The sequence below is a fragment of the Frigoribacterium sp. 9N genome (assembly GCF_902506305.1).
Taxonomy (GTDB): domain Bacteria; phylum Actinomycetota; class Actinomycetes; order Actinomycetales; family Microbacteriaceae; genus Frigoribacterium.
Window position 1 is genome coordinate 1,559,770 of record NZ_LR733392.1, and the last position, 25,602, is coordinate 1,585,371.

28 protein-coding genes, 2 tRNA genes, 1 pseudogene and 1 riboswitch are annotated in these 25,602 nt (G+C 71.7%); of the genes and pseudogenes, 12 read left to right on the forward strand and 19 right to left on the reverse strand.

Features of this window, described 5'->3' with window-relative positions; all coding sequences use genetic code 11:
* Positions 1-36 precede the first annotated feature (36 nt).
* From ARTHRO9V_RS10340 to msrA, 4 genes are all read right to left on the reverse strand, one after another.
* Positions 37-498, reverse strand: coding sequence for a DUF6993 domain-containing protein (locus tag ARTHRO9V_RS10340; RefSeq protein WP_159826939.1), 462 nt, complete (start codon positions 496-498; stop codon positions 37-39).
* Between the two features lie 100 nt (positions 499-598).
* On the reverse strand, positions 599-1,201 hold the full coding sequence (ssb, locus tag ARTHRO9V_RS10345) for a single-stranded DNA-binding protein (RefSeq protein ID WP_159826941.1): 603 nt from the start codon (positions 1,199-1,201) through the stop codon (positions 599-601).
* A gap of 132 nt (positions 1,202-1,333) precedes the next feature.
* Positions 1,334-1,549, reverse strand: a complete 216-nt coding sequence (locus ARTHRO9V_RS10350) for a methyltransferase (protein ID WP_159826943.1) — start codon at positions 1,547-1,549, stop codon at positions 1,334-1,336.
* Positions 1,550-1,604: 55 nt separating this feature from the next.
* Positions 1,605-2,132: a peptide-methionine (S)-S-oxide reductase MsrA gene (msrA, locus tag ARTHRO9V_RS10355; protein WP_159826945.1), complete on the reverse strand. Its 528-nt coding sequence runs from the start codon at positions 2,130-2,132 to the stop codon at positions 1,605-1,607.
* A gap of 47 nt (positions 2,133-2,179) precedes the next feature.
* On the opposite strand from msrA, the gene ARTHRO9V_RS10360 reads away from it, so the two are divergent.
* From ARTHRO9V_RS10360 to ARTHRO9V_RS10370, 3 genes are all read left to right on the forward strand, one after another.
* Entirely contained in the window at positions 2,180-3,199 is a 1,020-nt protein-coding gene (locus tag ARTHRO9V_RS10360; protein WP_159826947.1) for an aldo/keto reductase, read from the forward strand.
* A 158-nt stretch (positions 3,200-3,357) separates the two neighbouring features.
* Positions 3,358-3,654, forward strand: coding sequence for a hypothetical protein (locus ARTHRO9V_RS10365; protein ID WP_236557023.1), 297 nt, complete (start codon positions 3,358-3,360; stop codon positions 3,652-3,654).
* Positions 3,655-3,756: 102 nt separating this feature from the next.
* Positions 3,757-4,623, forward strand: a complete 867-nt coding sequence (locus ARTHRO9V_RS10370) for a hypothetical protein (RefSeq protein ID WP_159826949.1) — start codon at positions 3,757-3,759, stop codon at positions 4,621-4,623.
* Between the two features lie 74 nt (positions 4,624-4,697).
* Here the strand turns inward: ARTHRO9V_RS10370 and ARTHRO9V_RS10375 are convergent.
* From ARTHRO9V_RS10375 to ARTHRO9V_RS10395, 5 genes are all read right to left on the reverse strand, one after another.
* Positions 4,698-4,773 (reverse strand) — tRNA-Arg (locus ARTHRO9V_RS10375).
* A gap of 176 nt (positions 4,774-4,949) precedes the next feature.
* Entirely contained in the window at positions 4,950-7,067 is a 2,118-nt protein-coding gene (locus ARTHRO9V_RS10380; protein ID WP_159826951.1) for a glycosyltransferase family 39 protein, read from the reverse strand.
* On the reverse strand, positions 7,064-8,362 hold the full coding sequence (locus ARTHRO9V_RS10385) for a bifunctional glycosyltransferase family 2/GtrA family protein (protein WP_159826953.1): 1,299 nt from the start codon (positions 8,360-8,362) through the stop codon (positions 7,064-7,066). Before ARTHRO9V_RS10385 ends, ARTHRO9V_RS10380 begins: the two co-directional genes overlap by 4 nt.
* Before the next feature lie 97 nt (positions 8,363-8,459).
* The gene (locus ARTHRO9V_RS10390; RefSeq protein WP_123571871.1) at positions 8,460-8,720 is read right to left on the reverse strand and encodes a thioredoxin family protein; all 261 of its coding nucleotides are present in this window, start codon (positions 8,718-8,720) and stop codon (positions 8,460-8,462) included.
* Between the two features lie 84 nt (positions 8,721-8,804).
* Positions 8,805-9,089 carry an oligoribonuclease gene (locus tag ARTHRO9V_RS10395; RefSeq protein ID WP_148053715.1) on the reverse strand — a complete coding sequence of 95 codons (285 nt, stop codon included), beginning with the start codon at positions 9,087-9,089 and terminating at the stop codon, positions 8,805-8,807.
* Between the two features lie 95 nt (positions 9,090-9,184).
* Here ARTHRO9V_RS10395 and ARTHRO9V_RS10400 point away from each other — a divergent pair, with 95 nt between their 5' ends.
* The 5 genes from ARTHRO9V_RS10400 to ARTHRO9V_RS10420 all read left to right on the forward strand — a co-directional run bounded on the left by ARTHRO9V_RS10400 (position 9,185) and on the right by ARTHRO9V_RS10420 (position 12,478).
* Positions 9,185-9,658 (forward strand): MarR family winged helix-turn-helix transcriptional regulator, encoded by a 474-nt coding sequence (locus ARTHRO9V_RS10400; protein WP_159826955.1) that lies wholly within the window; start codon positions 9,185-9,187, stop codon positions 9,656-9,658.
* Positions 9,655-10,923 carry an MFS transporter gene (locus tag ARTHRO9V_RS10405; protein ID WP_159826957.1) on the forward strand — a complete coding sequence of 423 codons (1,269 nt, stop codon included), beginning with the start codon at positions 9,655-9,657 and terminating at the stop codon, positions 10,921-10,923. The genes ARTHRO9V_RS10400 and ARTHRO9V_RS10405 overlap by 4 nt, the downstream gene beginning before the upstream one ends.
* A 78-nt stretch (positions 10,924-11,001) precedes the next feature.
* On the forward strand, positions 11,002-11,622 hold the full coding sequence (gene orn / locus ARTHRO9V_RS10410; RefSeq protein WP_123571875.1) for an oligoribonuclease: 621 nt from the start codon (positions 11,002-11,004) through the stop codon (positions 11,620-11,622).
* 59 nt (positions 11,623-11,681) lie between these two features.
* Positions 11,682-11,754 (forward strand) — tRNA-His (locus tag ARTHRO9V_RS10415).
* Between the two features lie 406 nt (positions 11,755-12,160).
* On the forward strand, positions 12,161-12,478 hold the full coding sequence (locus tag ARTHRO9V_RS10420) for a metallopeptidase family protein (protein ID WP_056049129.1): 318 nt from the start codon (positions 12,161-12,163) through the stop codon (positions 12,476-12,478).
* A gap of 12 nt (positions 12,479-12,490) precedes the next feature.
* On the opposite strand, the gene ARTHRO9V_RS10425 is transcribed toward ARTHRO9V_RS10420, so the two are convergent.
* A complete protein-coding gene (locus tag ARTHRO9V_RS10425; RefSeq protein ID WP_159826959.1) occupies positions 12,491-14,116 on the reverse strand; it encodes a glycosyl hydrolase family 28-related protein in 1,626 nt (541 codons plus the stop codon).
* Positions 14,117-14,158: 42 nt separating this feature from the next.
* Here ARTHRO9V_RS10425 and ARTHRO9V_RS10430 point away from each other — a divergent pair, with 42 nt between their 5' ends.
* Positions 14,159-16,384 (forward strand): acyltransferase family protein, encoded by a 2,226-nt coding sequence (locus tag ARTHRO9V_RS10430; protein ID WP_159826961.1) that lies wholly within the window; start codon positions 14,159-14,161, stop codon positions 16,382-16,384.
* On the opposite strand, the gene ARTHRO9V_RS10435 is transcribed toward ARTHRO9V_RS10430, so the two are convergent.
* The 4 genes from ARTHRO9V_RS10435 to ARTHRO9V_RS10450 form a co-directional block, all read right to left on the reverse strand.
* A complete protein-coding gene (locus ARTHRO9V_RS10435; protein ID WP_236557024.1) occupies positions 16,340-16,957 on the reverse strand; it encodes an ATP-binding protein in 618 nt (205 codons plus the stop codon). The genes ARTHRO9V_RS10430 and ARTHRO9V_RS10435 overlap by 45 nt on opposite strands.
* Complete coding sequence (locus ARTHRO9V_RS10440) at positions 16,950-17,744, reverse strand: energy-coupling factor transporter transmembrane protein EcfT (protein WP_159826963.1); 795 nt, start codon at positions 17,742-17,744, stop codon at positions 16,950-16,952. The genes ARTHRO9V_RS10435 and ARTHRO9V_RS10440 overlap by 8 nt, the downstream gene beginning before the upstream one ends.
* Complete coding sequence (locus tag ARTHRO9V_RS10445) at positions 17,741-19,252, reverse strand: ABC transporter ATP-binding protein (RefSeq protein WP_236557025.1); 1,512 nt, start codon at positions 19,250-19,252, stop codon at positions 17,741-17,743. The genes ARTHRO9V_RS10440 and ARTHRO9V_RS10445 overlap by 4 nt, the downstream gene beginning before the upstream one ends.
* Positions 19,253-19,276: 24 nt before the next feature.
* Entirely contained in the window at positions 19,277-19,939 is a 663-nt protein-coding gene (locus ARTHRO9V_RS10450) for an ECF transporter S component (RefSeq protein ID WP_159826967.1), read from the reverse strand.
* Positions 19,935-20,043: riboswitch (TPP riboswitch) on the reverse strand. It overlaps the preceding gene by 5 nt.
* A gap of 73 nt (positions 20,044-20,116) precedes the next feature.
* On the opposite strand from ARTHRO9V_RS10450, the gene ARTHRO9V_RS10455 reads away from it, so the two are divergent.
* Entirely contained in the window at positions 20,117-20,515 is a 399-nt protein-coding gene (locus ARTHRO9V_RS10455) for a hypothetical protein (protein ID WP_159826968.1), read from the forward strand.
* A 4-nt stretch (positions 20,516-20,519) separates the two neighbouring features.
* Here ARTHRO9V_RS10455 and ARTHRO9V_RS10460 read toward each other — a convergent pair whose 3' ends face one another.
* From ARTHRO9V_RS10460 to ARTHRO9V_RS16000, 4 genes and pseudogenes are all read right to left on the reverse strand, one after another.
* Positions 20,520-20,960: a hypothetical protein gene (locus ARTHRO9V_RS10460; protein WP_056048470.1), complete on the reverse strand. Its 441-nt coding sequence runs from the start codon at positions 20,958-20,960 to the stop codon at positions 20,520-20,522.
* 176 nt (positions 20,961-21,136) lie between these two features.
* A complete protein-coding gene (locus tag ARTHRO9V_RS10465; protein WP_159826970.1) occupies positions 21,137-22,024 on the reverse strand; it encodes an NAD(P)-dependent oxidoreductase in 888 nt (295 codons plus the stop codon).
* An 86-nt stretch (positions 22,025-22,110) separates the two neighbouring features.
* Complete coding sequence (locus tag ARTHRO9V_RS15995) at positions 22,111-22,290, reverse strand: CGNR zinc finger domain-containing protein (RefSeq protein ID WP_342211769.1); 180 nt, start codon at positions 22,288-22,290, stop codon at positions 22,111-22,113.
* A 3-nt stretch (positions 22,291-22,293) separates the two neighbouring features.
* A pseudogene (locus tag ARTHRO9V_RS16000) lies at positions 22,294-22,611 on the reverse strand (hypothetical protein); the annotation flags it as partial.
* 82 nt (positions 22,612-22,693) lie between these two features.
* Here ARTHRO9V_RS16000 and ARTHRO9V_RS10475 point away from each other — a divergent pair.
* The gene (locus ARTHRO9V_RS10475) at positions 22,694-23,554 is read left to right on the forward strand and encodes an alpha/beta fold hydrolase (RefSeq protein ID WP_159826974.1); all 861 of its coding nucleotides are present in this window, start codon (positions 22,694-22,696) and stop codon (positions 23,552-23,554) included.
* 24 nt (positions 23,555-23,578) lie between these two features.
* Here ARTHRO9V_RS10475 and ARTHRO9V_RS10480 read toward each other — a convergent pair whose 3' ends face one another.
* Positions 23,579-24,247 (reverse strand): NUDIX domain-containing protein, encoded by a 669-nt coding sequence (locus ARTHRO9V_RS10480; RefSeq protein WP_056048482.1) that lies wholly within the window; start codon positions 24,245-24,247, stop codon positions 23,579-23,581.
* Positions 24,248-24,415: 168 nt separating this feature from the next.
* Here ARTHRO9V_RS10480 and ARTHRO9V_RS10485 point away from each other — a divergent pair, with 168 nt between their 5' ends.
* Positions 24,416-25,348 (forward strand): alpha/beta fold hydrolase, encoded by a 933-nt coding sequence (locus ARTHRO9V_RS10485; RefSeq protein WP_236557026.1) that lies wholly within the window; start codon positions 24,416-24,418, stop codon positions 25,346-25,348.
* Positions 25,349-25,602 lie beyond the last annotated feature (254 nt).

A 25,602-nucleotide genomic window follows, 5' to 3' on the forward strand; every position in this document is an offset into this window, starting at 1 on the left:
ACAGCGAGTCTATCGGGCGGGGCCCCGCCCCCGACGTCACCAGTCGATGGCTCGGGTCGACCCGACCAGGCAGGCGCCCGTGCCGAGGACCGGCGCCGTCTGGCTGCTGTAGCCCGCGCCCGAGACCTGCCCGATCAGGCAGTCCTGACCCCAGAGCACCGAGAACTGCACGCTGTCGGCGTCGCGGCCGATCGAGGTCGTGTCGGCGGTGACCTGCATCGTCGACTTGTCGAAGCCTGCGGCCACCAGCGCGTCGACGACGGCGCGCCCACCCGGGCGGGCGTTCGCCGCGACGGTCGCGGCGTTCACCTCGTCGAAGTGGGCCAGCGCCTCGGCCGTCGTGGACGTGGACGAGAAGGGCGGGGCGTCCGTCGACAGGGCGACGGACGCCGGCGACGGTGACGGCTCGGGCGACGAGGTGCACCCCACGAGGGGGATCGCCACGGCCAGCACGATCGCGGCGAGCGCCAGGCCGCGTGGAGGTCTCGAACCGGTCACGGGGGCCCTTCGTCGCTGGCGGCGGCCGCGGGTCGGCGAGCCGTGAGGAGTCTACGGCGTGCCGACCCACGGGCCCGGGACACGGGAGCCACCGGGGTGGTCAGAACGGGGCCGCCACCTCGTCCGCGCCGACGGCCGAGGGAGCACCCCAGTCCGCGCCGTCGTCGGGGATCGCCACCCGGTCGGGGTCCGACGACGCATCCGTCGCCGCACCGTCCGAGGGGCCTCCGTGACCGGTTCCGTGGTCCGCCTCCGTCTCGGGTGCCGAGCCGCTCTCGTCGGAGGCGACGGTCGGATCGCCCCCGCCCGCGGCCGGGGAGGAGCCCGCCGTGGCGGACGAAGCGGACGCCACCCGCCGTTCGAAGGTCGACCTGCCCCAGACGAGGTCGTGACCGACCGCGTCCGCGTCGACCTCCACCGTCATTCCGCTGCGCTCGCCCGACTCCCACGCACGGATGCGGACGCGCCCCGTGACCACGACCCGCTGCCCCTTGCGGAGGCTGGCCAGCACGTTGTCGGCGAGCTGACGGAAGCACGTCACGGTGTACCAGTTGGTCTCGCCGTCGATCCACTCGCCCTTGACGCGGTCGTACCGTCGCTGCGTCGAGGCGAGTCGGAAGCTCGTGATGGAGAGGCCGGTCTGCGTGACGAGGGCCCGGGGGTCGGTCGCGATGATCCCTGTGAGGGTGATGGTGTCTGTCATGACGGGAGTCTCGCGGGGGCGAGGGACCCCCGGGACGGCACCCGCGCCTCCTTGTGGAGAAGGAGGCGCGGGGGCCGCCCGGGGGACGACACGACGACAAGTCGTCCGGGGACGACCGGGGACGATCGGGCCTCAGTGTTCGTGGAACTCCGGGTAGTCGGCGCCGGGCCCCAACGCCGCGAACAGGGCGCTCTTGGCCACGGCCAGGCTCGGGTAGACGCCGCCGTCGGCTCCCTTCGCGGACAGACGCACCGTGAAGCCGTCGTCTGTCCGCAGGATGGTCCCGACCGCGCCTGCCGGGCCCACGGCCACCCAGGTCTGTCGGTGCAAGGTGTTCTGGTCACTCATCGTCGAGCGCCCCTTTCCTCTTTCTCGGTCGGTCACACCGGGCGGCGTGACCCGTCTACGAGGCGAGCACGTACTTCGCGTACGACTTGCGGATCTTGGTGACCTTCGGCAGCGCGACGGCGGTGCAGTAGCCCTGGCCGGGGTTCTTGGCGAAGAAGTCCTGGTGGTGCTCCTCGGCGTCGTACCAGGTGGACAGCGGCTCGATCGTCGTGACGACACCGCCGCCCCAGGCCTCGGAGGCACGGTCACGGGCCGCCTGGAAGAGCGCCTCCTGGTCGTGGTCGGCGGCGAACATCGCCGAGCGGTACTGGGTGCCGACGTCGGCACCCTGCCGGTTCAGCTGACGCGGGTCGTGCAGGGTGAAGAAGACGTCGAGGACGACGTCGGCGGGGAGCTTCTCGGGGTCGAAGCCGACCGCGACAGCCTCGGCGTGACCCGTGCGGCCCGTGCACACGTCGTCGTAGCTCGGCCGCTCGGTGTCTCCGCCGGTGTAACCCGAGACCACCTCGGTGACGCCGTCGAGGGTGCGGTAGACCGCGTCGAGGCACCAGAAGCACCCACCGGCCAGAACGAACGTCGTCATGCCCGTGAACCTACTCCCGAGCCGAGGGCCCGCCCTAGGCTGACCGCATGAGATCACCTTTCACGCCCTACGTCGCCGACGACGCACGGTACTCACGACTCGACTACGTCCGTACCGGCCGCAGCGGACTCCGGCTGCCCCGCATCTCCCTCGGCTTCTGGAACAACTTCGGCTCGGACCGGAGCCTCGAGACGCAGCGCGACATCGTGCTGCGCGCGTTCGACCGGGGGGTCACCCACTTCGACCTGGCGAACAACTACGGCCCGCCCTACGGCTCGGCCGAAGAGCAGTTCGGTCGCATCGCCGCGGCGAACCTGCGCCCCTACCGCGACGAGATCGTGGTCTCGTCGAAGGCGGGCTACGACATGACCCCCGGGCCGTACGGCGACGGGGGGTCGCGCAAGTACCTGCTCAACTCGCTCGAGGCCAGCCTCGGGCGGCTCGGCATGGACCACGTCGACATCTTCTACTCGCACCGCCCCGACCCCGAGACCCCGATCGACGAGACGATGGGGGCGCTCGCGACGGCCGTCCGGCAGGGCAAGGCGCTCTACGCCGGCATCTCCAACTACGACCCGGTGCAGACCGAGGCCGCGATCGACGCCCTGGCCGCCGAGGGCGTGCCCCTGCTGATCCACCAGCCGCGGTACAACATGTTCGACCGCCGGCCCGAGCGAGGGCTCTTCGACACCCTCCTGACCCGCGGCGTCGGTTCGATCGTGTTCTCGCCCCTGGCCGGGGGGCTCCTGACGAACCGCTACCTCTCGGGCAGTGCTCCCGCGGGTTCGCGCGCGGCCGAGGGCCGGTGGTTCTCCGAGGACGCCCTCGACGAGACCTACCTCTCCCGCGTCCGCGGCCTGAACGAGATCGCGGAGGCGCGGGGCCAGTCGCTCGCGCAGCTCTCGCTCACCTGGGTGCTGCGCCAACCCGCCGTGACCAGTGCCCTCATCGGCGCCTCGTCGGTGGCCCAGCTGGACGACAGCCTCGACGCGCTCGACGGTGCCGAGCTGACCGAGGACGAGCTCGCGGCGATCGAGCCGCTGGCGGTCGACGGCACCGGCCGCTGACCGGACGGCGCGGTGCCGACGGGGCACCGCGCCCTCCAGGCGCCCGACGCGTCCGACGTGTCCGAGGTGTCCCAGGTGTCCGACGTCGATGTCGGTGGTCACCCCTAGCGTCAGGGGTGTTCTCGACAGCATCGGCCGGATGACCTCAGGAGCACCTCATGACCAGCAGCACCCTCGACCACGCGATCGTCCCGCCTGCGCCGCACGCTCACGCGGGCGTTCCCCTCCCCTCCCTGCGCTCGACCCGGGGCGGCCTGCAGCTCGTCCAGGTGCACGACGACCTCGCCCGGGTGACCCGACCTGGTGGCGAGATCGTGGGCTACGTCGAGCGCTTCGACGACCCGCAGGGTGATCGCTACCGCGCCAAGCGGTTCCTGCCCCGTCAGCGTCGGTTCGTCGAGATCGGCGAGTTCTGGAGTCGCGACGACGCCACCGACTGCTTCCGGTTTGCCTGATCCCGACGCCTCCGCCGGAGCACCGTGACGGTGTCTCCGGCGGCGGGCTCGACAGCATGTCGCAGCCGTGCAACCTTCGACCTCGGCTGTAGTGTTCGCCCAATGCAGTGGTGGAACGATCTCGTCGAATGGCTCTCTTCGGACAACGGGTGGCGTGTCGTCACCGATGCGGTGATCCCCTTCGTCGCCATCGTCATGGCCAGCATCGTCGCAGCCCTCATCGGCCGGGCGAGCACGCGGCGGGTCGTGTCGTTGCACGAGGACGAGACGAAAGCGGCGGCGGTCGCGGCCCTCGTCTCGGCAGCTCGCAAGGGTGCCGTCTACAGCTCGCTCGGAGTCGAGGAGCGCGCCTACGCCGATCACCTCGGCCACGAGGCCGACGTCCGACTGCGGCTGTCGCCTGCGACCGGCAGCACCCTCGCCGCCGACTGGGCGGCTCACGAACTGGCCGAGATCAAGCGCAACTCGGCGTCCTTCAGCTTCCAGTCCGAGCAGACGCTGGGTGAACTCCGCGACCGCCTCGTCGAGTGGCAGAACCGCCCCGGGCGGGCCAAGAAGCTGTTCCGCGACGATCTCGCCCGCTGGAAGTACGAAGAAGCCGACGTCGACCGAGACACGGCCGCGAAGCAGAAGGCCTGGGAAGCCGAGCAGCGGGCTGCGGCGGCGACCGAGCAGCGACGTACCGAGGCCTCCGCGCCCTCGGGTGCCGCACCCTCGGCAGCGCTCCGCCCGGCGGCCCTCGACGATGCCCTGGTTCGCGGTGGCGACGAGGCCTACCGGGCACCGATGGCTCACGCCCCGCTGGCCGGACCGTCGCCGGTGTCCGCGCCCGAGGCACCGGCGGTCACGCCGGCTGACGCGAGCCACGACGACACCCGCGACGATGCGATGGACGACGAGCGTTTCGAGCAGCCGGTCAGTGCGAGCCAGGTCCGACGCCGAACGACACCCGAACGCGCGGACGACTGACCCGGCGAACGAACGACCACGCGCCCCCGACCTCGGTCGGGGGCGCGTCGTCGTGCGGGGGGGGTGGTGTCGCGTGGTGCCCCCGGCAGGAATCGAACCTGCGACCAAGAGATTAGAAGGCTCCTGCTCTATCCGCTGAGCTACGGGGGCGAACCCGACCACGATACCGTGCCCGCTCCTCCGTCCCGGTAGCGGTCCAGCCAGGCTCCGCACCGCGTTTCGTGCACCGCGCCCCGACTAGTCGCGGTGCGGTGCACGAAACGCGGTGTCTCGCGCGCCCCGGAGGTGCGGGACGGCCGGGCGGACCGGTGGCGACGTCCGGTCGGTCAGCTGGTCAGGTCGTACAGCGTGACCCCGTCGACCTCGGTCGAGGAGAAGTTCGCCTCGACCCAGGCCGCGATCTCGCTCGAGGAGGAGCTGCCGCCGTTCGACTGCCCGACGGTACCTCCGACGAACCAGTGGATCTGCCCGTCGGCGACGTACTGCTCGAACTGCGCGAGGGTCGGTGACGGGTCGCTGCCGTTGAACCCCCCGACCGCCATGACCGGGTCGCCCGTCGCGAGCTGGTAGCCCGCCGCGCTGTTCGACCCGACGGCCGCGGCGACCCAGGTGTACCGGTCCGCGTCCGCACCGACCACGGCAGCGAGCTCGTCGCTGACCGAGCCCGAGCCGAGCAGCGAGCCGGCTCCGCCCCCGCCACCCGGGAGTCCGCGCGTGGCCGTACCCGCGCCTCCTGCGGTTCCGGCCCCGGTGCCGGTGCCGGTGCCGGTGCCCGCTCCCCCGCCGGTGCCGCCCGGCAGCTGCGGGGGCGTTCCGCCAGCCGCGCCACCGGGCCCGCCACCAACGGCCCCGCCGCGACCGCCGAAGCCGCCGGCGCCGCCCGCGCCACCACCGCCGAACCCGCCCGTGCCACCCGACACGGTCGGCCCGGCCGTGACGATCGAACCGGTGTGGGCCGTCGACACGGTCTCGACCGAGTAGGCCGCCGGAGCCAGCAGGCCGCCCGTGAGCAGCACGGCGAGGGTCGCCGCCGTGAGCGCCCGGCCCCGTCGCGGCAGCAGCACGAGCACGGCGCCCACGACGGCGAGCGCGACGACGACGTACCGGAGCCACGGCTGCCAGGACTCCGCCCGTCCGAGCAGCACCCAGGCCCAGACGCCCGTGAGCAGAGCCGACGCCGCCAGCACGATCCGCACCCACGACCGGGCCCGTCGTCGCCACAACACGTCGGCCGCAGCCCCGAGGGTGACCGCGATGGCCGGGGCGAGCGCCACCGTGTAGTACGCGTGGAAGATGCCCGACATGAAGCTGAAGACGAGGGCGGTCAGCACCGTCCAGCCCCCGAACAGCAGCAGGGTCGCCCGACGGGCCGAGGTCCGGTGTCGCCAGCCGAGCAGCACGAGTGCCGAGACGCCGATCACGAGGGCGGCGGGAAGCAACCAGGTGATCTGGCCCCCGAACTCGCCCGTGAAGAGCCGGGTGATGCCGGTCTCGCCCCACATGCCTGTCGTGGCGGCACCGGTGCCGCCGCCCCCGCCCGTCACGCTGCCGGTCTCGTCACCCGTGAGCCGTCCGAGGCCGTTGTAGCCGAAGGTCAACTCGAGGAACGAGTTGGTCTGCGAGCCGCCGACGTACGGCCGCATGCCCGCGGGCACCAGCTCGACGAGGGCGACCCACCAGCCGGCCGACACCACGACCGCACCGAGCGCGGCCAGCAGGTGCAGCAGCCGCTTGCGCAGCAGGACGGGCGCCGCGACGAGGTACACCCCGGCCAGTACGGGCAGGATGACGAACGCCTGCAGTTGTTTGGTCAGGAAGCCGAAGCCGATCGCCACGCCCGCCCAGACGACCCAACGGACGCGGCCCGTCTCGACGCCGCGCAGCGTCAGGTACGTGGCGAGGGTCAGCAGCAGCACGAGCAGCGCGTCGGGGTTGTTGAAGCGGAACATCAACGCGGCGACCGGGGTCAGCGCGAGGACTCCACCGGCGACGAACGCGGCGACGCCCGAGAAGTGCCGCCGCACCGTGGCCCAGACGAGTCCGACGGTCGCGACGCCCATCAGTGCCTCGGGCAGCAGGATGCTGAACGACGACAGTCCGAACACCCGGACCGACAACGCCATGACCCACAGGCTCGCGGGCGGCTTGTCGACCGTGATCGAGTTCGCGGCGTCGGACGAGCCGTAGAGGAACGCCTCCCAGTTCTGCGAACCGGCCTGCACCGCGGCCGAGTAGAACGAATTCGCCCAGCCGTTCGCCGACAGGTTCACCAGGTAGAGAGCCCCCGTGGCGACCAGCAGCGCGAGGAACGCCGGTCGCTCCCACCGTGCCGCGTCCTCACGCCCGCGCACCAGGCGACGAGCGAGCGGACGGAGGCGCGGGCCGGCCGACCCGGACGGCGAGCGTCGATCGGTCAGCGGCACCGGCGTCGTCCCGGCGCTCATCGACCGACCACCGTGACGTCGTCGTCGCCGGCCACGGCGGCGACGCGGGTGGCGAGGTCGGACACGGGGCCGGCGACACCGACCCGCTCGTCGGCCGGTCCCGGCGTCACGTGCGTCGCCTCCGACCGGAACACCCAGACGCGCAGGAGCACGAAGCGCAGGACGGTCGCGACGAGGTTCGCGGCCGTCAAGACCAGCAGCTCGGCCTGCGCGCCGGCCGCGGGAGCCGCGGCGTGCAGCACGACGAGCGACCCCGAGGTCAGCGCCCAGGCGAGGACGAAGACCATCAGCCCTTGCAGTTGGTGTCGCGCCACGCCCGACGCCCCCCGTACCCCGAACGTGAACCGCCGGTTGGCGGCCGTGTTGACCACGGCCGTGACGAGCAACGACACGAAATTCGCCGCCTGGGCCGGCATCACCTGCTGCGCGCCGAGGTAGAGCAGCGCGTACGCGGCGGTCGAGGCGACCCCGACGACGCCGAACCGCACGACCTGCGAGAAGAACGTCGGAGGCGCGGGCGGCTCGAACGGACGCCTCCCGATCGCGTCGTACACCGCCTGGACCGGGATCGCGCCCCGGGCGATGCCCGTGCCCACGCGCAGCATCCCCTTGAGGTCGGCGGCGGCCGTGGAGACGATGTCGACCGAGCTGTCTGGGTCGTCGACCCAGTCGACCGGCACCTCGTGGATGCGCAGGCCCGAGCGCTCGGCGAGGATCAGCAGTTCGGTGTCGAAGAACCACCCGGTGTCCTCGACGAGGGGCAGCAGTCGCTCGGCGGCCTCGCGCCGGATCGCCTTGAAGCCGCACTGGGCGTCGCTGAACCCGACCCCCATCGTGCGACGCAGCAGGAAGTTGTAGCTGCGCGAGACGAATTCCCGCGTGCCGCCGCGCACGACCCGCGACGACCGGCTCAACCGGGTGCCGATCGCGAGGTCGGAGTGGCCGGAGAGCAACGGTGCGACGAGCGGGCCGAGCGCAGAGAGGTCGGTGGAGAGGTCTTCGTCGAGGTAGACCAGCACGTCGGCGGGCGAGGCCGCCCAGACCTGCTTGAGGGCACGGCCTCGGCCCTTCTCGGCGAGGTGGACGGCGGTCACGCACCGCAGGCGTCGGGCGAGGTCGTCGGCGAGGGCCGGCGTGCCGTCGGTGCTGGCGTTGTCGGCCACGGTGATGCGCCAGGTCTCGGTGACGTGGCGGGTCAGATGGTCATGGAGGCTCGTGATGCTGGTCTCGAGGGTGGCGGCCTCGTCGAAGACGGGCACCACGATGTCGAGACGCAGGATGTCGGTGTCAGGCATGGGACCACGATCGGTCGCCACGCCATCAGCGGCCTCGCATCAGTCGATGGCGACGCCGCGGAGATCCTATGGGCCTTCCATGACGGGGGTCCGGCGATCAGATCGCGAGGGCCAGGGCCCCGAGCAGGCGGTCCAACGTCGGCACGCCCGGTGAGCGGAAGACCACCTCGCCGTCGTCCCGCGTGACCACGATGGTGGGCGTGCTGCGGACGTCGCGCCGTTCGGCGTCGGCGGGCCGGGCGGCGACGTCGGCCTCGTCGACGACGAGCGAGGGCACGAGGCCATTCGCCTCGGCGACGACCGCCCTGGCCGCGTGGCAGGGACCGCAGAAGGCCGACGTGTAGAGCTCGAGCATCATGCCGGGGACAACGAGGAAGCGCGGGGGAAACTTCCCCCGCGCCTCCTGCGGTCTGGTGAGTCGGTGCGGCCGGGGCCGCCGACGTCAGTTGTCGCGGTCGTCGTTTCGGTCTTCCGGGTCGACGACGGGGTCGCTGTCCTTCGCGTCGAGCGAGTAGTGGACCTGGAGTTGTTCGCCGACCATCTTGGCCTCGGTGGCGGTGTAGACGATGCCGGTCTCCATGCCGTCGATCAACACGAAGTCGGTGATCTGCTCGTCGTACGAGCCGTCGGTGCTGATGCGGGTGTCGGTGGAGCCGTCGCTCGGACCGCCGTCGAAGAAGACGACGTACTCGGAACCCTCGGCCACGGTGGGCTTGCTGTCTGTCATGTCCACAGGTCTACCAGGAGGCACGGAGTCGGCGCCCAGCTTCGGTCCGCGACACCGCATAGCCAAGCTATATAGCTTGGCTATACACTTGAGGGATGACTCCCCAGCCGACAGACATCTTGGAATCCCTCCTGACGTCGACCCATCGCCTGACGCGCATCGCCGCGCAGGAGACCGGCCGCACCACCTCACCCGCCGTGTGGCGCACGCTCTCGATCCTGACGACCGACGGCGAGCTCCGCGTCGGGGACCTCGCCCGGGCCAGCCGCGTGTCGCAGCCCACCATGACCAAGCTCCTCCGGGGCCTCGCCGAGGACGAGCTCGTCAAGCGCATCGCCGACACCGACGACTCCCGGGCGTGGCTCATCGCCATCACCGACAAGGGCACGGCGGCGCTCGTCGAGTGGCGGGGGCAACTCGCCGACTCGCTCGGCGGCCTCTTCGCCGACCTGGACGACGACGAGTGGGCCGTGCTCGAGCACGCCACCCGCCTCCTGGCGTCGCGGGTCGGCCACCGCGCCGCCGGCCGCGCCGACGTCCACTCCGACGCCGAGGCGGTGTTCGCGTGAGCGCCTCCGCTTCGAGCTCCCCTTCGCCTTCCGGCACCGCGCACGAATCCGGGCCGAGCATCCTGAAGCAGCCGACCGCCGTGTGGGCCATCGCCTTCGCCTGCGTCGTCGCCTTCATGGGCATCGGGCTCGTCGACCCGATCCTCCCCGCCATCGCCGAGTCGCTGAAGGCCAGCCCGACCCAGACCGAACTGCTCTTCACGAGCTACCTCGCCGTCACGGGCGTGGCGATGTTCTTCACCAGCTGGGTGTCGAGTCGACTCGGCCCCAAGCGCACCCTGCTGATCGGGCTCGCCCTGATCGTGCTCTTCGCCCTGCTCGCCGCCACCAGTGGCGACGTCTGGTCGATCATCGGCTTCCGTGCCGGCTGGGGGCTCGGCAACGCCCTGTTCATCTCGACCGCCCTCGCGACGATCGTGGGCGCGGCATCCGGCGGCACGGCCTCGGCGATCATCCTCTACGAGGCGGCCCTCGGACTCGGCATCGCCATCGGCCCCCTGATCGGCGGCCTCCTCGGCTCGGTCAGCTGGCGCGGCCCGTTCTTCGGCGTCACCACCCTGATGGCGATCGCCTTCATCGCGATCGTGCTGTTCCTCAAGGGCGGCGCCATGGAGAAACCCACGCCCACGACGCTGTCGGCCCCGTTCCGCGCCCTGGGCCGCCCGGCCCTCGGCGCCCTCGCGGCGACCGCTCTGTTCTACAACATCGGATTCTTCGTCCTGCTCGCGTACACGCCGTACCCGTTGGGCTTCGGGGCTCTCGGCATCGGGTTCACCTTCTTCGGCTGGGGCGTCGGCCTCGCGATCACCTCGGTCTGGGTCGCCCCGCTGCTGACCGCACGCCTGCGTCGGACGACCGTGCTGCGCATCGCACTCCCCCTGCTCGCGCTCGACCTCGTCGCCGCCGCGGTCGTCGTCGGGACGCCGGCCGCCCTCGTGGTCTGCGTGGTGGTCGGCGGTCTGGTGCTCGGCGTGCTCAACACGGTGCTGACCGAGTCCGTCATGGAGGCGACCAACCTGCCCCGCTCGGTGGCGTCCAGCGCCTACTCGGGCGTGCGCTTCCTCGGCGGCGCCGTGGCCCCGCCCGTCGCGACGCTGCTCGCCGACACCATCGACCCCAGTGCCGCCTACGTGTTCGCCGCCGCGAGCGTCGCCATCGCGTTCGTCGTCGTGGTCGCCGCCCGAGGGGCCCTGCGCCGGGTCGACGACGGCCCCGAACCGGCTCGCGTCGAAGCGGAGGCCATCGGAGCCGGCGAGGCGATCTGACCGCACCGCGCCGCGCCTCCTGCCCTGGTCCCGTGCAGGAGGCGCGGTGCCGGAAGGGCACCGGACTAGACTCGCGGAATGGCTACGAGCAACGACCGACTGGTCTGGATCGACTGCGAGATGACCGGGCTCGACCTCTCGGTCGACGAACTGGTCGAGGTGGCCGTGGTCGTGACCGATTTCGACCTGAAGCCCGTGCACCCCGGCTTCGCCATCGTCATCAAGCCGGACCAGTCCGCCCTCGACAACATGGGCGACTTCGTCACAGAGATGCACCGCTCGTCCGGCCTCATCGACGAGATCCCGGACGGCGTCAGCCTCGCCGAAGCCGAGTTCGAGGTGCTCGAGTACATCCTGAAGTACGTGCCCACCGAGCAGCACGCGCCCCTCGCCGGCAACACCATCGGCACGGACCGCGCGTTCCTCGCCAAGTACATGCCGCGCGTCGACGGCCACCTGCACTACCGCAGCGTCGACGTGTCCTCGATCAAGGAGCTGGCCCGCCGCTGGTTCCCCCGCGTGTACTTCAACGCTCCGCAGAAACACGGCGGACACCGGGCCCTGGCCGACATCCTCGAATCCATCCGCGAACTCGAGTACTACCGCCGTGCCGGATTCGTCGCCGACCCGGGTCCCACCACCGAGGACGTCCAGGCGATCTCGAAGGCCGTCGTGGACGAATGGGCCCCCCGGCTGTAGTAGAGTCTTCTCGTTGCGATCGCCTCGGCAGTCGACAGCATCGTCGGAAACGACACATGGTGGGTATAGCTCAGCTGGTAGAGCGCCTGGTTGTGGTCTAGGAGGCCGCGGGTTCAAGCCCCGTTACTCACCCAAATGAAATCCCCTGCCCTCCGATGGGCAGGGGATTTTTTGGGTTCTGGGGCCTTTTGGTCTCGGATGCGCGAGCGCATCCGAGACGTCCCAAATGAAATCCCCTGCCCTCCTATGGGCAGGGGATTTTTTGGGTTCTGGGGCCCTTTGGTCTCGGATGCGCGAGCGCATCCGAGACGTCGAGGGTCAGGACTTCGCTGCGCTCGTCGCGGTCACGGCCTGGCGGGTTGCCGCATCGCTGCGCTCGTCGCGGGCATGGGGCCGCGTCCAGCGACAGGCCGTGTGGGCGTGCGAGAGTGAGAGGGTGGACGACTCCCCCGAGAACGGCGACGACGCGCTGGATGCCGACGAACGACCGGCAGCAGGCATCGACCCGGCGGAGGTGAGCGCGGAGGCGTTCGACGCGATGGTGGTCGACCAACTCGATCTGCTGCCCGACGACATGGTCGACGGGCTCGACAACGTCGTGTTCGTCACGGAAGACCGCCCCGAGGACGGCACGCTCGACCTGCTCGGCCTCTACGACGGCGTCGCCCTGACCGAGCGTGGACAGTACGGCTTCGGCGAACTACCCGACCGGATCATCCTCTACCGCGAACCGCACCTCGCCGCCGTGGACGACCTCGACCAGCTCGCCGACGAGATCCACGTCACGCTCGTCCACGAGATCGCCCACTTCTACGGGATCGACGACCACCAACTGCACGAACTCGGCTGGGCCTGACGGAGGCCGCCGTCAGCCGATGATCTGGTACGTGAACCGGTAGGCGTCGGCCGGGAGGCCCTCCTCGAGGTCACCGACCATCTCGACGTCGAAGGCGTCGGGTCGCGAGACGACGAAGAACTGGGCCGACGCAGCCGTGTTCGACGCCGGACAGATCGAGACCACCGGCGCCGTCGCGAAGGGCTTCGAATAGCGGACCCGCACCTGCGTGCCGGGACGACGGGCCCGACCCGAACCGAAGCCGACCGTTCCCCTCAGATCGGAACCCGACAGGGTGGGAGCCGGGGCGCCGTCGCCGTTCCGCCCCATGGCCGACGCCACGGGAGAGGGGCCACCGAGGGCACCCAGCAACCGACGTCCCACCGCGAGGTCGCCACCCCAGGCCCAGAGCGGCCGAGCCTCGACCTCGCGTCGGTCGACGACGTCGACGGCCGAGCCGGTCGTGGCGATCCGTGTCGTCGGATCGACGGCGAACCGCGAGCCGTACCCGGCCCCCAACTCGACCCCTGCCTGCGTGAAGCGACCGAGACGGGTGCCCATCAGGGCGAAGTCGTCGCCCTTGGTCAGCCGCACCAGCACGGTCGACGCTCCGACCTGGGCAGGGTCCGCGCCGAGCAGGGCACCGCCGAGCAGTCGGATGCCGCCGTCGATGTCGACGCCACGACGTCGCCTCTCGTCGTGCTCGATCAGGGGACCCGGGCCACCGTAGATCGTCGGGGCGACGAACTCGATCTGCCGGACGTTGCCGATGCGCACGGTCGCGTCACCGCCCGATCCAGCCCGCTGCAACGTCTCGATGTGCGGGGCGATCAGCCTCACGAACTCGACGAAGTACTCGGCGGTCGAACCCCAGGCGAGATCGAGGGCGACGTTCGCACTGCCCTCGATGTGCAGGTTGACGCAGGTGAACGTGTTCGTGTTCGACCCACCTGACGCCGGTGACCGCACGACGACCGCGGCCGCGTCGGCCGACCCGCAGTTGTTGACGAACAGGTCCGACCAGAGGTTGTTGTTGACGCGCTCGACGAGGAGGGCCGTTCCGGCCACGCCGGCCAACTGCACCCTGTCGAAGCGCGACTCGAACCCGTTCACGACCTGGACGAGGGGTGCCGCCGAGCCGTTGCCCTGCAGGGTCAGCCCCTCGAGCGTGACACCGTTCCCGTCGACGACGACCATCGGCCTCGTCGAACGGGCGAGGTGCCGGATGGTGACGCCACCGTCGGTCGAGGCCCCGTAGCGACTGACATCGGCCCCCGTGCCCTGGATCGAGACCAACAGGGGCACCGTGACGGAGTCGACGACGTACGTGCCCGCCGGGACGAGCACACGCCCCCGGACCACCCTGGCCGCCTCGACGGCCGCGGCGAACGCGGCGGTGTCGTCGGTCAGACCGTCGCCGGCGGCACCGTGGTCACGGACGTCGACCCCCGTGCGGTCGTCCGACGTCCCGACCTCCGCAGCCGGCGACGCCCCCGAACCGTCGGCTGGCGGCGCGTCGGCTGCCGGCCCGTCGGCGGCGCGAGCGGCACGGGTGCCGGGGGCGACGGCCGCGGCACCGGCCGCCGCGATGCCCGCCGCACCGACGAGCAGGAAACCGCGACGCGATCGGATCGGCGTCTGGTCGAGTGGATCGGTCATGACGGCAGGGTACACGAGCGTGGGTAATATATGCCTCACCACATGTCGTCAGAAGATCGGGTGCACACCATCGACCAGAACATCGCCTCTCGCCGTCCCGCCCCCGCCCACCGTCTCGACGTCCAGGCCCTCCGGGCCCTCGCCGTGACGATGGTGGTCCTCGAGCACGTCACGGGGCGGCCCGCCGGTGGATTCGTCGGGGTCGACGTGTTCTTCGTCGTGTCGGGGTTCTTGATCACGGGGCTCCTGCTGCGCGAGGCCGATCGTCACGGACGGATCTCGGTCGCGGCCTTCTGGCGACGACGCATCCGCCGCATCGTGCCAGCGAGCGTCCTGGTGCTCGTCCTGGGCACGGCGGCCACCTGGCTCGTCGTCGGCTCGTCCCGCGGGGCGTCGGCGGCGATCGACGCGCTCTGGTCCGTCGCGTCCCTCGCGAACTGGCACTTCGCCGCCACCGGGACCGACTACTTCGCCGCCCAGGGCCCCGAGTCGCCCTTCCAGCACTACTGGTCCCTCGCCGTCGAGGAGCAGTTCTACCTGGTCTGGCCCGTCGTGGTCGTCGCCGCGGTCGCCGTCGCCCGGCGACGGAAGGGGCCGACCGTCCCGAGGGTCGCCCTGGGGGTCCTGCTGCTGGTGCTCGTGCTCGCATCGCTGGCGTGGGCCTGGCACCAGTCCACGACGTCGCCGACCGTCGCCTACTTCTCGAGCCTGACCCGCGCATGGGAGCTCGCGCTCGGAGCGCTCCTCGCGACGGCGGCCCCCGCGATGACCCGGCTCCCCGCCGTCCTCCGTCCGGCCCTGGCGTGGGTCGGAATCGTCGGCGTCGTGGCCTCGGCCTGGGTCACGACGAGCACCGTCCCGTTCCCGGCCCCCGGCGCCCTGCTGCCCGTGGCGGCCACGCTGCTCGTCCTCGCCTCGGGCACGGGGTGCGCCGGCACACCGTGGCTCGGGCCCCTCGCCGGCCGGCCCGTGATGATCGTGGGAGACCTCTCGTACTCGATCTACCTCTGGCACTTCGTCGCCCTGGTCGTCGGCAGGTCGTTGCTCGGCGAGGAACCGGCCCGGCTCTGGCCGGCCGTCCTCGTGTCCACCCTCGTCCTGTCCGCCCTGACCTACCACTTGGTCGAACGGCCGCTCATCACCTCGCCCCTGCTCGAGCCGGGACCACCCGGGCACGCCTGGCGACGGTGGAGACGAGACCATCGATCGACCTACCGGCGTGGAGGGGCAGCGCTGCTCGCGGTGGCCGCCCTCACGGCCACCGTCCTCGCCGTGGACGCCGTCCGCCCCGCCGCCGCTCCACCCGTCCTGCCCTCCGCGGCGACCGACGGGGGCCCCGACGGCGCCGAAGGGGGGACGACCGGCGAGACCGGCGGGCCCGGCGAGCCCGGCGGGACGGACGGCCTCGACGGCCTCGACGTCCCGTCGGTCGACGAGTGGTCCGGCGAGGTGGGCAGGGCGCTGTCGGCGACCTCGTGGCCCGAGCTCGACCCGAGCATCGAGTCGGTCCTCGACGGGACGCGGACCGGCAGCCCGCACCTCACCTGCGGCGACGCCGAGGCCCAGGGCCTCACCCCGGACGACTGCTCGTGGACCTCTCCCTCGGCGAGCACCACCGTCGTGCTCGTCGGGGACTCGACGGCGATGCATCACCTCGACGCGCTCGTCCCCCTGGCCGAGTCGGCCGAGAACGGGTTCACCCTCGTCAACCGGGCCAAGTTCGCCTGCCCGTTCGTCGACATCCGCGTCCAGAACGACGTCACCGGCATCCTCGAGTCCTGCCGGGCGCACAACGACGAGACCCTCGCCCTGATCGACGAGACCCACCCCGACGTCGTCCTCGTGACCAACTCGTACCAGACGCTCTCCGAGGACGGAGGCGGCACGATCACGCCCGATCGGTGGTCCGAGGGCTTCGGCGCCTACGCCCGGCGCCTGGCCGAGGCCGCGGGGTCCGTCGCCGTCCTCACGCCGCCGCCGGACGACGCCGACATCGCGTCGTGCTTCCGGCGCGGCGGCAGCCCCGTCGACTGCATCTCCCGCACGTCCCGTACCTGGATCGACCGCGCGGCCGCCGATCAGGACGTGCTCGAGTCGATCGGCGGCGTGCTGGTCGACCTGCGTGTGCTGACCTGCGTCAGCGACCTCTGTCCGGCGTTCGTCGGCGACGTCCCCGTGAAAGAGGATCGCGTCCACCTCACGACCGCGTTCGCACTCGCCGTGTCACCCGTCCTGGGCGACCTGCTCCGAGCCCGGGGCGTGCTCTGAGGTCGGCGACCACCCGGCCGAGACGACCACGTCGGCGAGCTCCCGGGGCGACGAGCGCGCGAGGTGCCGATCCTCCTGAGCGGCCCAGACGTCCCACCACGGTTCGAAGGCGGCACCGTCGCGGTCGAGGGCCCGTCGCCGACGGGTGTCGGCGTCGAGCTCCAGCCAGACGCGGACGTCGGCGAGCGACGAGGAGGCGCGGGTCACCGCCCCGGCCCCTTCGACGATCAGCGAGACGGCCGGGTCGAGCACCTCCCACGTCCCCGCGCGGTCGTGCTCCCAGTCCCACCGCTGCCATCCCGGAGCGACCGGCGACAGGATGGACGTCTCGAGCGCCCGGGACGCCGCCTCGAGCCCGTACCAGCCCGGGTAGACGTCGTCGAGGTGCACGAGCCGTGCAGGGCCCAGCCGGTCGTCGGGCCACGCGGCGGCCACCGCACGGCCGAGCGTGGTCTTGCCCGAACCCGAGCGGCCGTCGATCAACAGGACCACGCGACGCGAGCCGACCCGCGCCTCCTCGGCTCGGCGGAGCAGGACGTCGACGACCTCGTCGACGGCGACGTGCTCAGGCAAGGACGAACTCCCACGTGCCGGCCAGGACGGCCGCGGTCACCGAGGTGGCGGCGATGACGACGCCGATGGCGACGAGGACGACGTCCCGCAGGCCGAACGACGACGGACGCGCCCAGGTGCGCGGGGCGTCGCTGCCGAAGCCCTTGGCCTCCATGGCGGTGGCGAGCTTGCTGCCGCGTCGGACCGACAGCACGAGCAACGCGAACGCCTGCTGCCCGAACCGCCTCAGCGCACCGATCGGGCCGCCCGAGTCCGCGACGCCCCGGGCCCGTCGGGCCAACGCGAGCTGGCGCCAGTCGTCCATGAACAGCCCGACCAGACGCAACCCGGCGAGTCCCCCCAGCACGAAACGCGCCGGCAGCCGCAACACCTGCCCGAGACCGTCCGCCAGGTCGGTCGGGTCGGTCGTCGCGAACAGCACGATGCCCGGCACGCCGACGGCGAGGATGCGCAGGCCGATCGCGCCGGCGAGGGCCAGCGACCCCTCGGTCACCGAGAGGAACCCCCACTCGACCACCGACGCCCCGCCGTCGCGTCCGTAGAGGGCGATGGCGACGACCGACGTCGGGGCGGCGATCCAGAGCGGCGCCGTGCGGGCGAGCAGCTGCCGGGCCGACAGACCGGCGAAGGGCAGCAACAGCCCCTCGAGCAGCAGAGCGGTGCCGGCCGAGACCCAGTCGATCGACAGCAGGAGGGCGAGCGCGAGGACGACGGCGGCGAGCAGCTTCGCGACCGGGTTGACGCGCCCGATGACGCCGGTCGCCACGACCGGGGTGAGCACGCTCATCGACGCGCCTCGACGGGGTCGGGGCGGCGGGCGTGGGCGCTCAGGTCGAGCACGTCGTAGGCGAGGGCCGCCACGAACTCCGCGTCGTGGGTCACGGCGACGACCGCGCGGCCCTCGTCGAGCAGGTCGGCCAGCAGGACCACGAGCTCGTGCCAGGTGCGGGCGTCCTGCCCGAAGGTCGGTTCGTCGAGGACGAGCACCGACGGGCGCGAGGCGAGCACGGTCGCGACCGAGAGCCGGCGCTTCTCGCCGCCCGAGAGCGTGAACGGGTTCGCACCGGCGAGGTGGTCGAGACGCAGGCGGTCGAGGAGGTGGTCGACGCGCGACGCGACCTCCCTCGGGGACGCACCCAGCGCCTCCGGACCCACCGCCAGCTCACGACGGACGGTCGCCGTCAGGAACTGGTGCTCCGGGTCCTGGAAGACGGTGCCGACGCGGGTGAGCAGCTGTCGGGGCTTCCATCGGATCGGAGACGGACCGGCGCCGTCGGCGAAGGACGGCGTGGCCTCGAGGACTCCGGCGACGGGGGCGAGCAGCCCCGCGACGGTGAGGGCGAGCGTGGACTTGCCCGAGCCGTTCGTGCCGGTCACCGCGAGCGCCCGCCCCTCGACGACCGTGAGGTCGATGCCCGTGGCCACCGCGCGGCCCTTGGGCCCCTTGTGCCCCACGTCGAGACCCGACGCCGTCACCAACCGGTCACCGGTCGTGCGCGACCGGACGGGCGCAGGAGGCGCGGCGCCGGGCACCCAGACCCCGGCGTCGACGAGGCGGTCGCGTTCGGCACGCAGCACGTCGTCGGGGCGACCGTCGGCCAGGACTCCCCCACCGGAGTCGAGCACGACGACGCGGTCGACGACGGGCAGCCAGACCGACACGCGGTGCTCGACGACGACGAGCGTCGCCCGGGTGTCGGCGACGACGCGGGCCACGGCGTCGCGCACCTCGACGACGCCCTCGGGGTCGAGGTTGGCCGTCGGCTCGTCGAGGAGCAGCAGGCCAGGACGCATGGCGAGGGCCCCGGCGAGCGCCAGTCTCTGCTTCTGGCCACCGCTCAGCTCGGACGTGGACGCGGACGGCGGGAGGTCGAGCCCGACGGCGTCGAGGGCGTGCCCGACGCGGCGCCAGATCTCGTCGCGGGGCACGCCGAGGTTCTCGCAGCCGAACGCGACGTCGTCGCCCACGCGGGCGAGGACGACCTGCGAGTCGGGGTCCTGCAGGACGAGGCCGACCCGGCCGCGCTGCTCGGCGGGGGCGCGGCCGTCCACCAACAGGTCGCCGGCCTCGTCGCCCTCGTCGTCTCCGCCCAGCACCCCGGCGAGGCCGGCGAGCAGCGTCGACTTGCCGGCGCCGGACGCGCCGAGCAGCAGTACGCGCTCACCGGGGGCGACGTCGAGGTCGAGCTGCGAGACGGCCGGCAGGCGACGACCGGCGTGCCGCCACCCCCAGCCCCGGGCGGTGACGCGGGCACCCGCGGCCACCGCCGGTCGTCCGCCGCTCGTTCCGCTCACGGGAAGGACCACGAGGAGGCGCGCCTAGATCCGGGCGTCCGCCGAGCGTCCCGAGGCGAACCGCGAGAGCGCGCCCGTGCGGGCGAGGCCGCGGGCCGCGAGCCACGAGAGCAGGCCGGCGATGACGGTGCCCGAGACGACCGAGGTCACGACGTAGATCGTCTTCGAACCGGCGGCGTAGGCGGCGGCCGAGGCGAAGCTCGTGTCCATCAGGCCGACGGCGAGGCCGGCGACGGCACCCGCGAGCAGAACCGTGCCGATCCGCCACGACTTGTAGAGGAAGACCGCGAGCACGATCTCGGCGCCCAGGCCCTGGATGATGCCCCAGATGAGCACCGAGAAGCCCCACTGGGTCCCGATCAGCATCGAGACGACCGCCGCGACGACCTCGGTGTAGACGGCGGCCCCGGGCTTGCGGATGACGATGCCGCCCAGGACGCCGGCGAAGAGCCATCCGCCGTTGAGGATGCCCTCGAAGCCGCCCGAGAAGCTCAGGACGCTGTCGATGGGCGTGTAGGCCAGGCCCCAGGCCCAGAAGACGACGCCGGCGGCCACGCCGATGACGCTGGCCACCACGATGTCGACGACGCGCCAGCGCCGGGTGGGGGTGGTGCGAGCCTTCGGCGTGAAGCCGGTCGACCTGTCGCGAGCCGCCGTGGAACGGTTTTCGGGCGTGGACGTGGACATCTGTTCTTCTCCTCCCTGCGCTGGCATGACCCAGATCAGGTTCGACGGTCGAAGCGTGGTTCGCTTCCTCTCAGCCCGGCTCACCGGACTCCCGTGTGTTGTGGGGACGATCATAGCGCCGGGCCGAGGGACGCGTCCGCGACGGCGTCGACCGAACGGTCCGCCTAGGGTGGCGGCATGAGTTGGCCTCCCGTCGCACCGCCCGCGCCTCCGGCTCCGCCGCCGGGCCCGGCCCGCCCTCGGCCACGCCACCCCGCCCGCCTCGTCCTGCCGATCACCTCGGTGGTGCTCGTGGTCGTCACCGGGGTCGTCCCCTTCGTCGTCCTCCAGCCGATGATCCACTCCTACCGCGGCGAGGCGGCGGCGTACGGCATCCACGCTTTCGGCGTCGCGACGGCGGCGTCGGTGCTGTGCTGGGTCCTCGCGGTCGTGACGGTCGTCGTCGGCGTGGTCTCCCTCGCCCTCCGACAGCGCCTGATGGGGTTGCCGATCACCGCCGTCACCCTGGCGGTGCTCCTCGCCGTCGCCGGGCCGGTCGCCTACCTGCTGATCGCCCTGTCGGCCGACGCGTACTGACGCGTCAGAGTCCGGCGGCCTTCCGGACGAGGGCGGCGACGGAGGCGCGGGTCGCGTCGTCGGCGCCGGTCACCGCGTACGAGGTGGCCCAGAGCGTGCCGTCGTCGAGCCGGGCACCGTCCTGGAACCCGAGGGTCGAGTAGCGCGTGCCGAACTTGGCGCCGGGCTGGAAGAACACGACGGCCTTGCCGTCCTCCCCGGCGTAGGCGGGGAAGCCGTACCAGGTCTTGGGGGCGAGGTTCGGAGCGTGCTCGGCGACGACCTCGTGCACCATCTGGGCGATGGGCCGCTCGACGTCGGTCATGGCCGCGATGGCGTCCGCGGCGTCCTGCGCCTCGGCGGCGGACTTGTCGGCCAGCTTCTGGCGCTTCGCCTCGGCCCGCAGTTCGGCGGCGCGCTGCTTCATGGCGGCCTTCTCTTCTTTGCTGAACCCGGCGTCGGCCATGATCGTGCCCTTCTCGTGCGTGCGTGCGTGCGTCGGCTCGGTCGGGTCGGCGTACGCCCCATGGTGACATGCCTGGCGGATCCGTCGTCCGCCCTGCGTCCACCACGACAGGCACCTCGAGGCAACCGACCGCACCTTCGCCCTGCTGGCCGAGCTGCTCTGACGCTCGTCGGCGGTCAGGCCTTCGGCAGGGCGTGACCCTCGGTGTCGAGGTGGTCTCGCCAGGAGCGCTTCGCCCTCCAGCCGAGCATGCGGGCCGCCTTGGCGGTCGAGATGCCCGACGCGTCGGCCCGGGCGAGTTCGCGCAACTCGATCCGGTCGCCGTGGTGCTGACGGAGCGTGGCGGCGAAGTCGTGGCCGCCGGCGTTGTCGGCTGCTGCGATGTAGAAGACCTCGTGACCCGGCAGGTCGGACTCTGCGGCGAGCAGGAGGGCGTCGGCGAGGTCGTCGGCGTCGACGTAGCTGCCGAAGTTCGCACTGTCGGGGTCGGCCTCGCGCACCTGAGGGCCGAGGTTGGCCTCGTAGTTGCCGTCGTCGTGGACGGTGCTCGGGCGGATCGAGATCGCGCGCAGGTCGGAGCGGCGGACGGCGGCGTCCATCAGCTGTTCGCCGAACGCCTTCGAGAGGGCGTAGGGGTCCTGCGGGTGGAGGGGGTGCTCCTCGTCGACCGGCACGTAGTCGGGCAGGAAGGGTCGCTCGGGGAAGAAGTTGCCCACGATGCTCTCGCTCGACACGTTGACGAAGCGGGGCACGCCGAACCGCACGGCCGCCTCGACCAGGTTGAACGTGGACATCAGGTTGGTGTGGAACACGACGTGGGCCGGGTTCGCGGTGGGCTGCGGGATGGCCGCGACGTGGACGACGACGTCGGCCCCCGCGACGACCGAGAAGGCGGTCCCCGCGTCGGTCAGGTCGCCCATCACGTACCGGCCGGGCTCGTCGACGCCCGTGTCGAAGACGGGCCGGACGAGGTCGACGCCGAGGACGTCGTGCCCGGCCTCGACGAACCGGCGGACGGCGGCACGGCCGACCTTGCCTCGTGATCCCGTGATGACGACCTTCATGACGCGCTCCCTCGATCGAGGGATGCGCCGAGGGCCGGAGCATCCACCCGGACGACGCTACGCCGAGCGGCCCCGAGGAGTCGCGCTCAGTCCTTCACGCGGCGTGCGTGCGTCCGCGCCTTCATCCGGTTGCCGCAGGTCGCCATGGAGCACCACTTCGCACTGCCCGGACGGCTGTGGTCCACCAGGAAGAGGTTGCACTCGTCGTTCGCGCAGGCCCGGAGGCGCCCGGGGAGCCGCGAGGTCACGCTCGACCACGCCGACACGGCTTCGGCGGCGAGGCGGTCGTCATCGGCGACCCGGAGCTCCCAGACGACGCCGTTCCGGGTCGTCCGGGGGATCTGCACGGCCCGGTCCATGACGTCGGCGAGCTCGGCGACGGCCCCGTCGTCACCACCGCGGACGACGGCGTGCAGGGCCTCCCGCACGCGCCGGAGCTGGGCGACCTCGCCCGAGGAGCCGGTACCACCCCAGGTCCGCGCCAGATCTCGCCCTGCCGCGCCCTCGAGGGCGTCCGTCGGGATGCCGTCGACCACCGGTGCGCTGTTCAGCACGGCCAGCAGCAGCTCTTCGTCACGCAGCACGTCTCCCCGCTCTCTCGCACCGTCCGGCGCATCTCGACCATGCTACCGTCGGAATAACCACTAAAACAATCCAAAGGGGTTAGACATGCACACCGTCCACCACCGCACCGCCTCCGTCGACGGGCTCGACGTCTTCTACCGCGACGCCGGGCCCGCCGACGCGCCCGTCCTCGTCCTCTTGCACGGCTACCCCACGAGCTCGCACATGTTCCGCCACCTCATCCCCGCACTGGCCGACCGATATCGCGTCATCGCCCCCGACCACATCGGTTTCGGCCGCTCCTCCGCCCCGTCGGTCGACGAGTTCGACTACACCTTCGAGGCCCTGGCGCGGGTGACCGGTCGTTTCCTGTCGATCATCGGCGTCGCGCGGTACGCGATCTACGTGCAGGACTACGGCGCCCCCGTCGGGTGGCGCCTCGCGCTGGCCGAGCCCGACGCGGTGACCGCCGTCGTCTCGCAGAACGGCAACGCGTACGAAGAAGGCTTCGTGCCGAGCTTCTGGGACCCGATCTGGGCCGACGCCGCCGAACGGACACCCGAGACGCGCGACGCGCTCCGGCCCGCCCTGGGCCGCGAGGCGGTCGAGTGGCAGTACACCCACGGTGTACCGGACCCCACGTCCGTCGACCCCGATGCCTGGGAGCACGACCTCGCGCTCCTCGCCCGACCGGGACAGGACGACGTCCAACTGGCGCTCTTCCGCGACTACGCCACCAACCGCACCCTGTACCCCGCCGTGCACTCCTGGCTCCGCGCCTCCCGCGTCCCGGTCCTCGCGATCTGGGGCCGCAACGACGAGATCTTCGATGCCACCGGTGCGGGTGCGTTCACCCGCGACTCCCCCTACGCTCGCGTCGAGCTCGTCGACGGTGGACACTTCCTGCTCGAGTCGCACCTCGATCTGGTCGCGGCCACGATCCGGGAGTGGCTCCCGAACACGTGATCCGGACCACCCGCGGCCGCCCGCTCAGGACCGGAGGTCGAGGCGGCCCGGGTTCAGGGCGGCCCACTGCAACAACATGATCGTCTTGCCGTCCACGATGCGCCCGTCGGCGATCATCTGGAGGGCGTCCCGGAACGGCAGCTCGAGGACCTCGATGTCCTCCCCTTCCTCCTCGACGCCACCCCCGTCACCGGTGCGGTCGGCCACCGAGTACGTGGCGGCGTAGAAGTGCACGCGCTCGGTCACCGACCCCGGGCTCATGTAGGCGTCGAACACGTGGATCAACCCGCCCACCTCGACCCCGAGTTCTTCGCGCGTCTCTCGGCGGATCGCGGTCTCGGGATCGTCCTCGTCGAGGAGTCCCGCGGCGGTCTCGACCAGCATCCCGTCGGGATGGTCGTTCACGTAGGCGGGGAACCGGAACTGCCGGGTCAGGAGCACCGTCCCCCGCCGCGGGTCGAACAGGAGGATCGTCGCCCCGTTGCCGCGGTCGTACGTCTCGCGCTGCTGGGTCGACCACCGCCCGTCGCGACCGCGCACGTCGAAGGTGGTGCGGCGGAGCACGTGCCAGCCGTCCGAGGTCACCTCGACGTCGCGGACCACGACGTCGGGGTTGCGGGCGAGGTCGCGGCCGGTGAGGTCGAGGCCCGTCCGTCCGCGACCGTCGGGGGAACGGGAGCCACGAGAGTTCATCACCCCACGAAAATAACGGAGGGCGACGACCCGCGAGGGCGGGAACGGCCGGTGATGACATCCGTCACGGGATGTGGTGACGCCTCGGCACTTCTCGAGGACGTCACCCTCTGGTGTGCTTCCGGAGGAGCGTCCGGACCCGACCCGGACGCCCGGAGAGAGGACCCCGTGCGCACATCCCTCAAGGTGACCCTGCGGACCGTCGGCGCTCTCGTGGCCCTGCCCGTCCTGACGCTGGCGACCACGTCGATCGTCGACGTCGTCGCCACGAGGTCGGAGCTGGCCGCCATCACCTCGTACGGCGAGCTCGTGTCCGTCGACGGGAGGGAGATGAACGTCGTCGTCAGCGGGTCCGGGGCGGACACGATCGTCCTGCTTCCGGGCCTCGGCACGGCGGCACCCGGCCTGGACTTCCAGCCACTGATCTCCGAGCTCGACGACACCCATCGCGTCGTCGCCGTGGAGCCGTTCGGCACCGGGCTGAGCGACCAGACCGACTCCCCCCGCACGGCGGAGAACATCGCGGGCGAGGTGCACGAGGCGCTTCGCCGACTGGGCATCGACCGCTACGCGCTCATGGGGCACTCGATCTCGGGCGTCTACGCCCTCGAGTACAGCAGGCTCTTCGGGGACGAACTCACGGCGTTCATCGGGATCGACAGCAGCGTCCCCGACCAGCCCGGCACGGACGACCGCGTGCCGACCGACGGACTGACCACGCTTCGCGGCCTGGGTCTGCTCCGCGTGGCGAGCGCACTCGCCGGCGACGCCTACGCCGGACTGCCCTACGACGAGGGCACGAAAGAACAGATGCGCTTCCTCACCACGAAGAACTCGACCGCCCCGACCCTGCTCGACGAGATGGACCACACCGCGAGCAACGTCGCGTCGGTCAGCGGACGGACGTTCCCGGCGGACCTGCCGGTCCTTCTCTTCGTGGTGCAGAACGGCGCGGACGACGACGGCTGGCTCGAGCTGCACGAGGTCCAGGCGGCGAGCGTCGACCGCGGCCAGGTCGTCGCGCTGGACGGAGACCACTACCTGCACCACACGCAGTCGACTCGGATCGCCGACGACACCGACGAGTTCCTCGCCGGGTGAAGCCGCACGCGGCGGTGGAGGTCACGGCGGGGTAACGAAGTTGATGCGTTCCAATCCTTTTCGGGCCCGGTGGCGAACCCAGTACATCCCCACCGGGACCAACTGACAAGGAGCTTCACCATGAACGCTTTCACTCGCAAGAACATCACCAAGACCACCCTCGGCCTCGTCGCCTCGGGCGCCCTGATCTTCTCCCTCGCCGCGTGCTCGATGGACTCCGGCACCTCGACCGACACGTCCTCCTCGTCGAGCTC

What these genes read in the sequence shown, in the direction of transcription:
- ARTHRO9V_RS10390 (WP_123571871.1), bottom strand. Translation starts at nt 8,720, where the DNA reads ATGATGCTCGAGCTCTACACGTCGGCCTTCTGCGGTCCCTGCCACGCG.
- ssb (WP_159826941.1), bottom strand. Translation starts at nt 1,201, where the DNA reads ATGACAGACACCATCACCCTCACAGGGATCATCGCGACCGACCCCCGG.
- ARTHRO9V_RS10450 (WP_159826967.1), bottom strand. Translation starts at nt 19,939, where the DNA reads ATGTCCACGTCCACGCCCGAAAACCGTTCCACGGCGGCTCGCGACAGG.
- ARTHRO9V_RS10425 (WP_159826959.1), bottom strand. Translation starts at nt 14,116, where the DNA reads ATGACCGATCCACTCGACCAGACGCCGATCCGATCGCGTCGCGGTTTC.
- ARTHRO9V_RS10465 (WP_159826970.1), bottom strand. Translation starts at nt 22,024, where the DNA reads ATGAAGGTCGTCATCACGGGATCACGAGGCAAGGTCGGCCGTGCCGCC.
- ARTHRO9V_RS10380 (WP_159826951.1), bottom strand. Translation starts at nt 7,067, where the DNA reads ATGAGCGCCGGGACGACGCCGGTGCCGCTGACCGATCGACGCTCGCCG.
- ARTHRO9V_RS10370 (WP_159826949.1), top strand. Translation starts at nt 3,757, where the DNA reads ATGCAGTGGTGGAACGATCTCGTCGAATGGCTCTCTTCGGACAACGGG.
- ARTHRO9V_RS10460 (WP_056048470.1), bottom strand. Translation starts at nt 20,960, where the DNA reads ATGGCCGACGCCGGGTTCAGCAAAGAAGAGAAGGCCGCCATGAAGCAG.
- orn (WP_123571875.1), top strand. Translation starts at nt 11,002, where the DNA reads ATGGCTACGAGCAACGACCGACTGGTCTGGATCGACTGCGAGATGACC.
- ARTHRO9V_RS10455 (WP_159826968.1), top strand. Translation starts at nt 20,117, where the DNA reads ATGAGTTGGCCTCCCGTCGCACCGCCCGCGCCTCCGGCTCCGCCGCCG.
- ARTHRO9V_RS10430 (WP_159826961.1), top strand. Translation starts at nt 14,159, where the DNA reads ATGTCGTCAGAAGATCGGGTGCACACCATCGACCAGAACATCGCCTCT.
- ARTHRO9V_RS10385 (WP_159826953.1), bottom strand. Translation starts at nt 8,362, where the DNA reads ATGCCTGACACCGACATCCTGCGTCTCGACATCGTGGTGCCCGTCTTC.
- msrA (WP_159826945.1), bottom strand. Translation starts at nt 2,132, where the DNA reads ATGACGACGTTCGTTCTGGCCGGTGGGTGCTTCTGGTGCCTCGACGCG.
- ARTHRO9V_RS10420 (WP_056049129.1), top strand. Translation starts at nt 12,161, where the DNA reads ATGGTGGTCGACCAACTCGATCTGCTGCCCGACGACATGGTCGACGGG.
- ARTHRO9V_RS10475 (WP_159826974.1), top strand. Translation starts at nt 22,694, where the DNA reads ATGCACACCGTCCACCACCGCACCGCCTCCGTCGACGGGCTCGACGTC.
- ARTHRO9V_RS10350 (WP_159826943.1), bottom strand. Translation starts at nt 1,549, where the DNA reads ATGAGTGACCAGAACACCTTGCACCGACAGACCTGGGTGGCCGTGGGC.
- ARTHRO9V_RS10360 (WP_159826947.1), top strand. Translation starts at nt 2,180, where the DNA reads ATGAGATCACCTTTCACGCCCTACGTCGCCGACGACGCACGGTACTCA.
- ARTHRO9V_RS10440 (WP_159826963.1), bottom strand. Translation starts at nt 17,744, where the DNA reads ATGAGCGTGCTCACCCCGGTCGTGGCGACCGGCGTCATCGGGCGCGTC.
- ARTHRO9V_RS10480 (WP_056048482.1), bottom strand. Translation starts at nt 24,247, where the DNA reads ATGAACTCTCGTGGCTCCCGTTCCCCCGACGGTCGCGGACGGACGGGC.
- ARTHRO9V_RS10365 (WP_236557023.1), top strand. Translation starts at nt 3,358, where the DNA reads ATGACCAGCAGCACCCTCGACCACGCGATCGTCCCGCCTGCGCCGCAC.
- ARTHRO9V_RS10400 (WP_159826955.1), top strand. Translation starts at nt 9,185, where the DNA reads ATGACTCCCCAGCCGACAGACATCTTGGAATCCCTCCTGACGTCGACC.
- ARTHRO9V_RS10395 (WP_148053715.1), bottom strand. Translation starts at nt 9,089, where the DNA reads ATGACAGACAGCAAGCCCACCGTGGCCGAGGGTTCCGAGTACGTCGTC.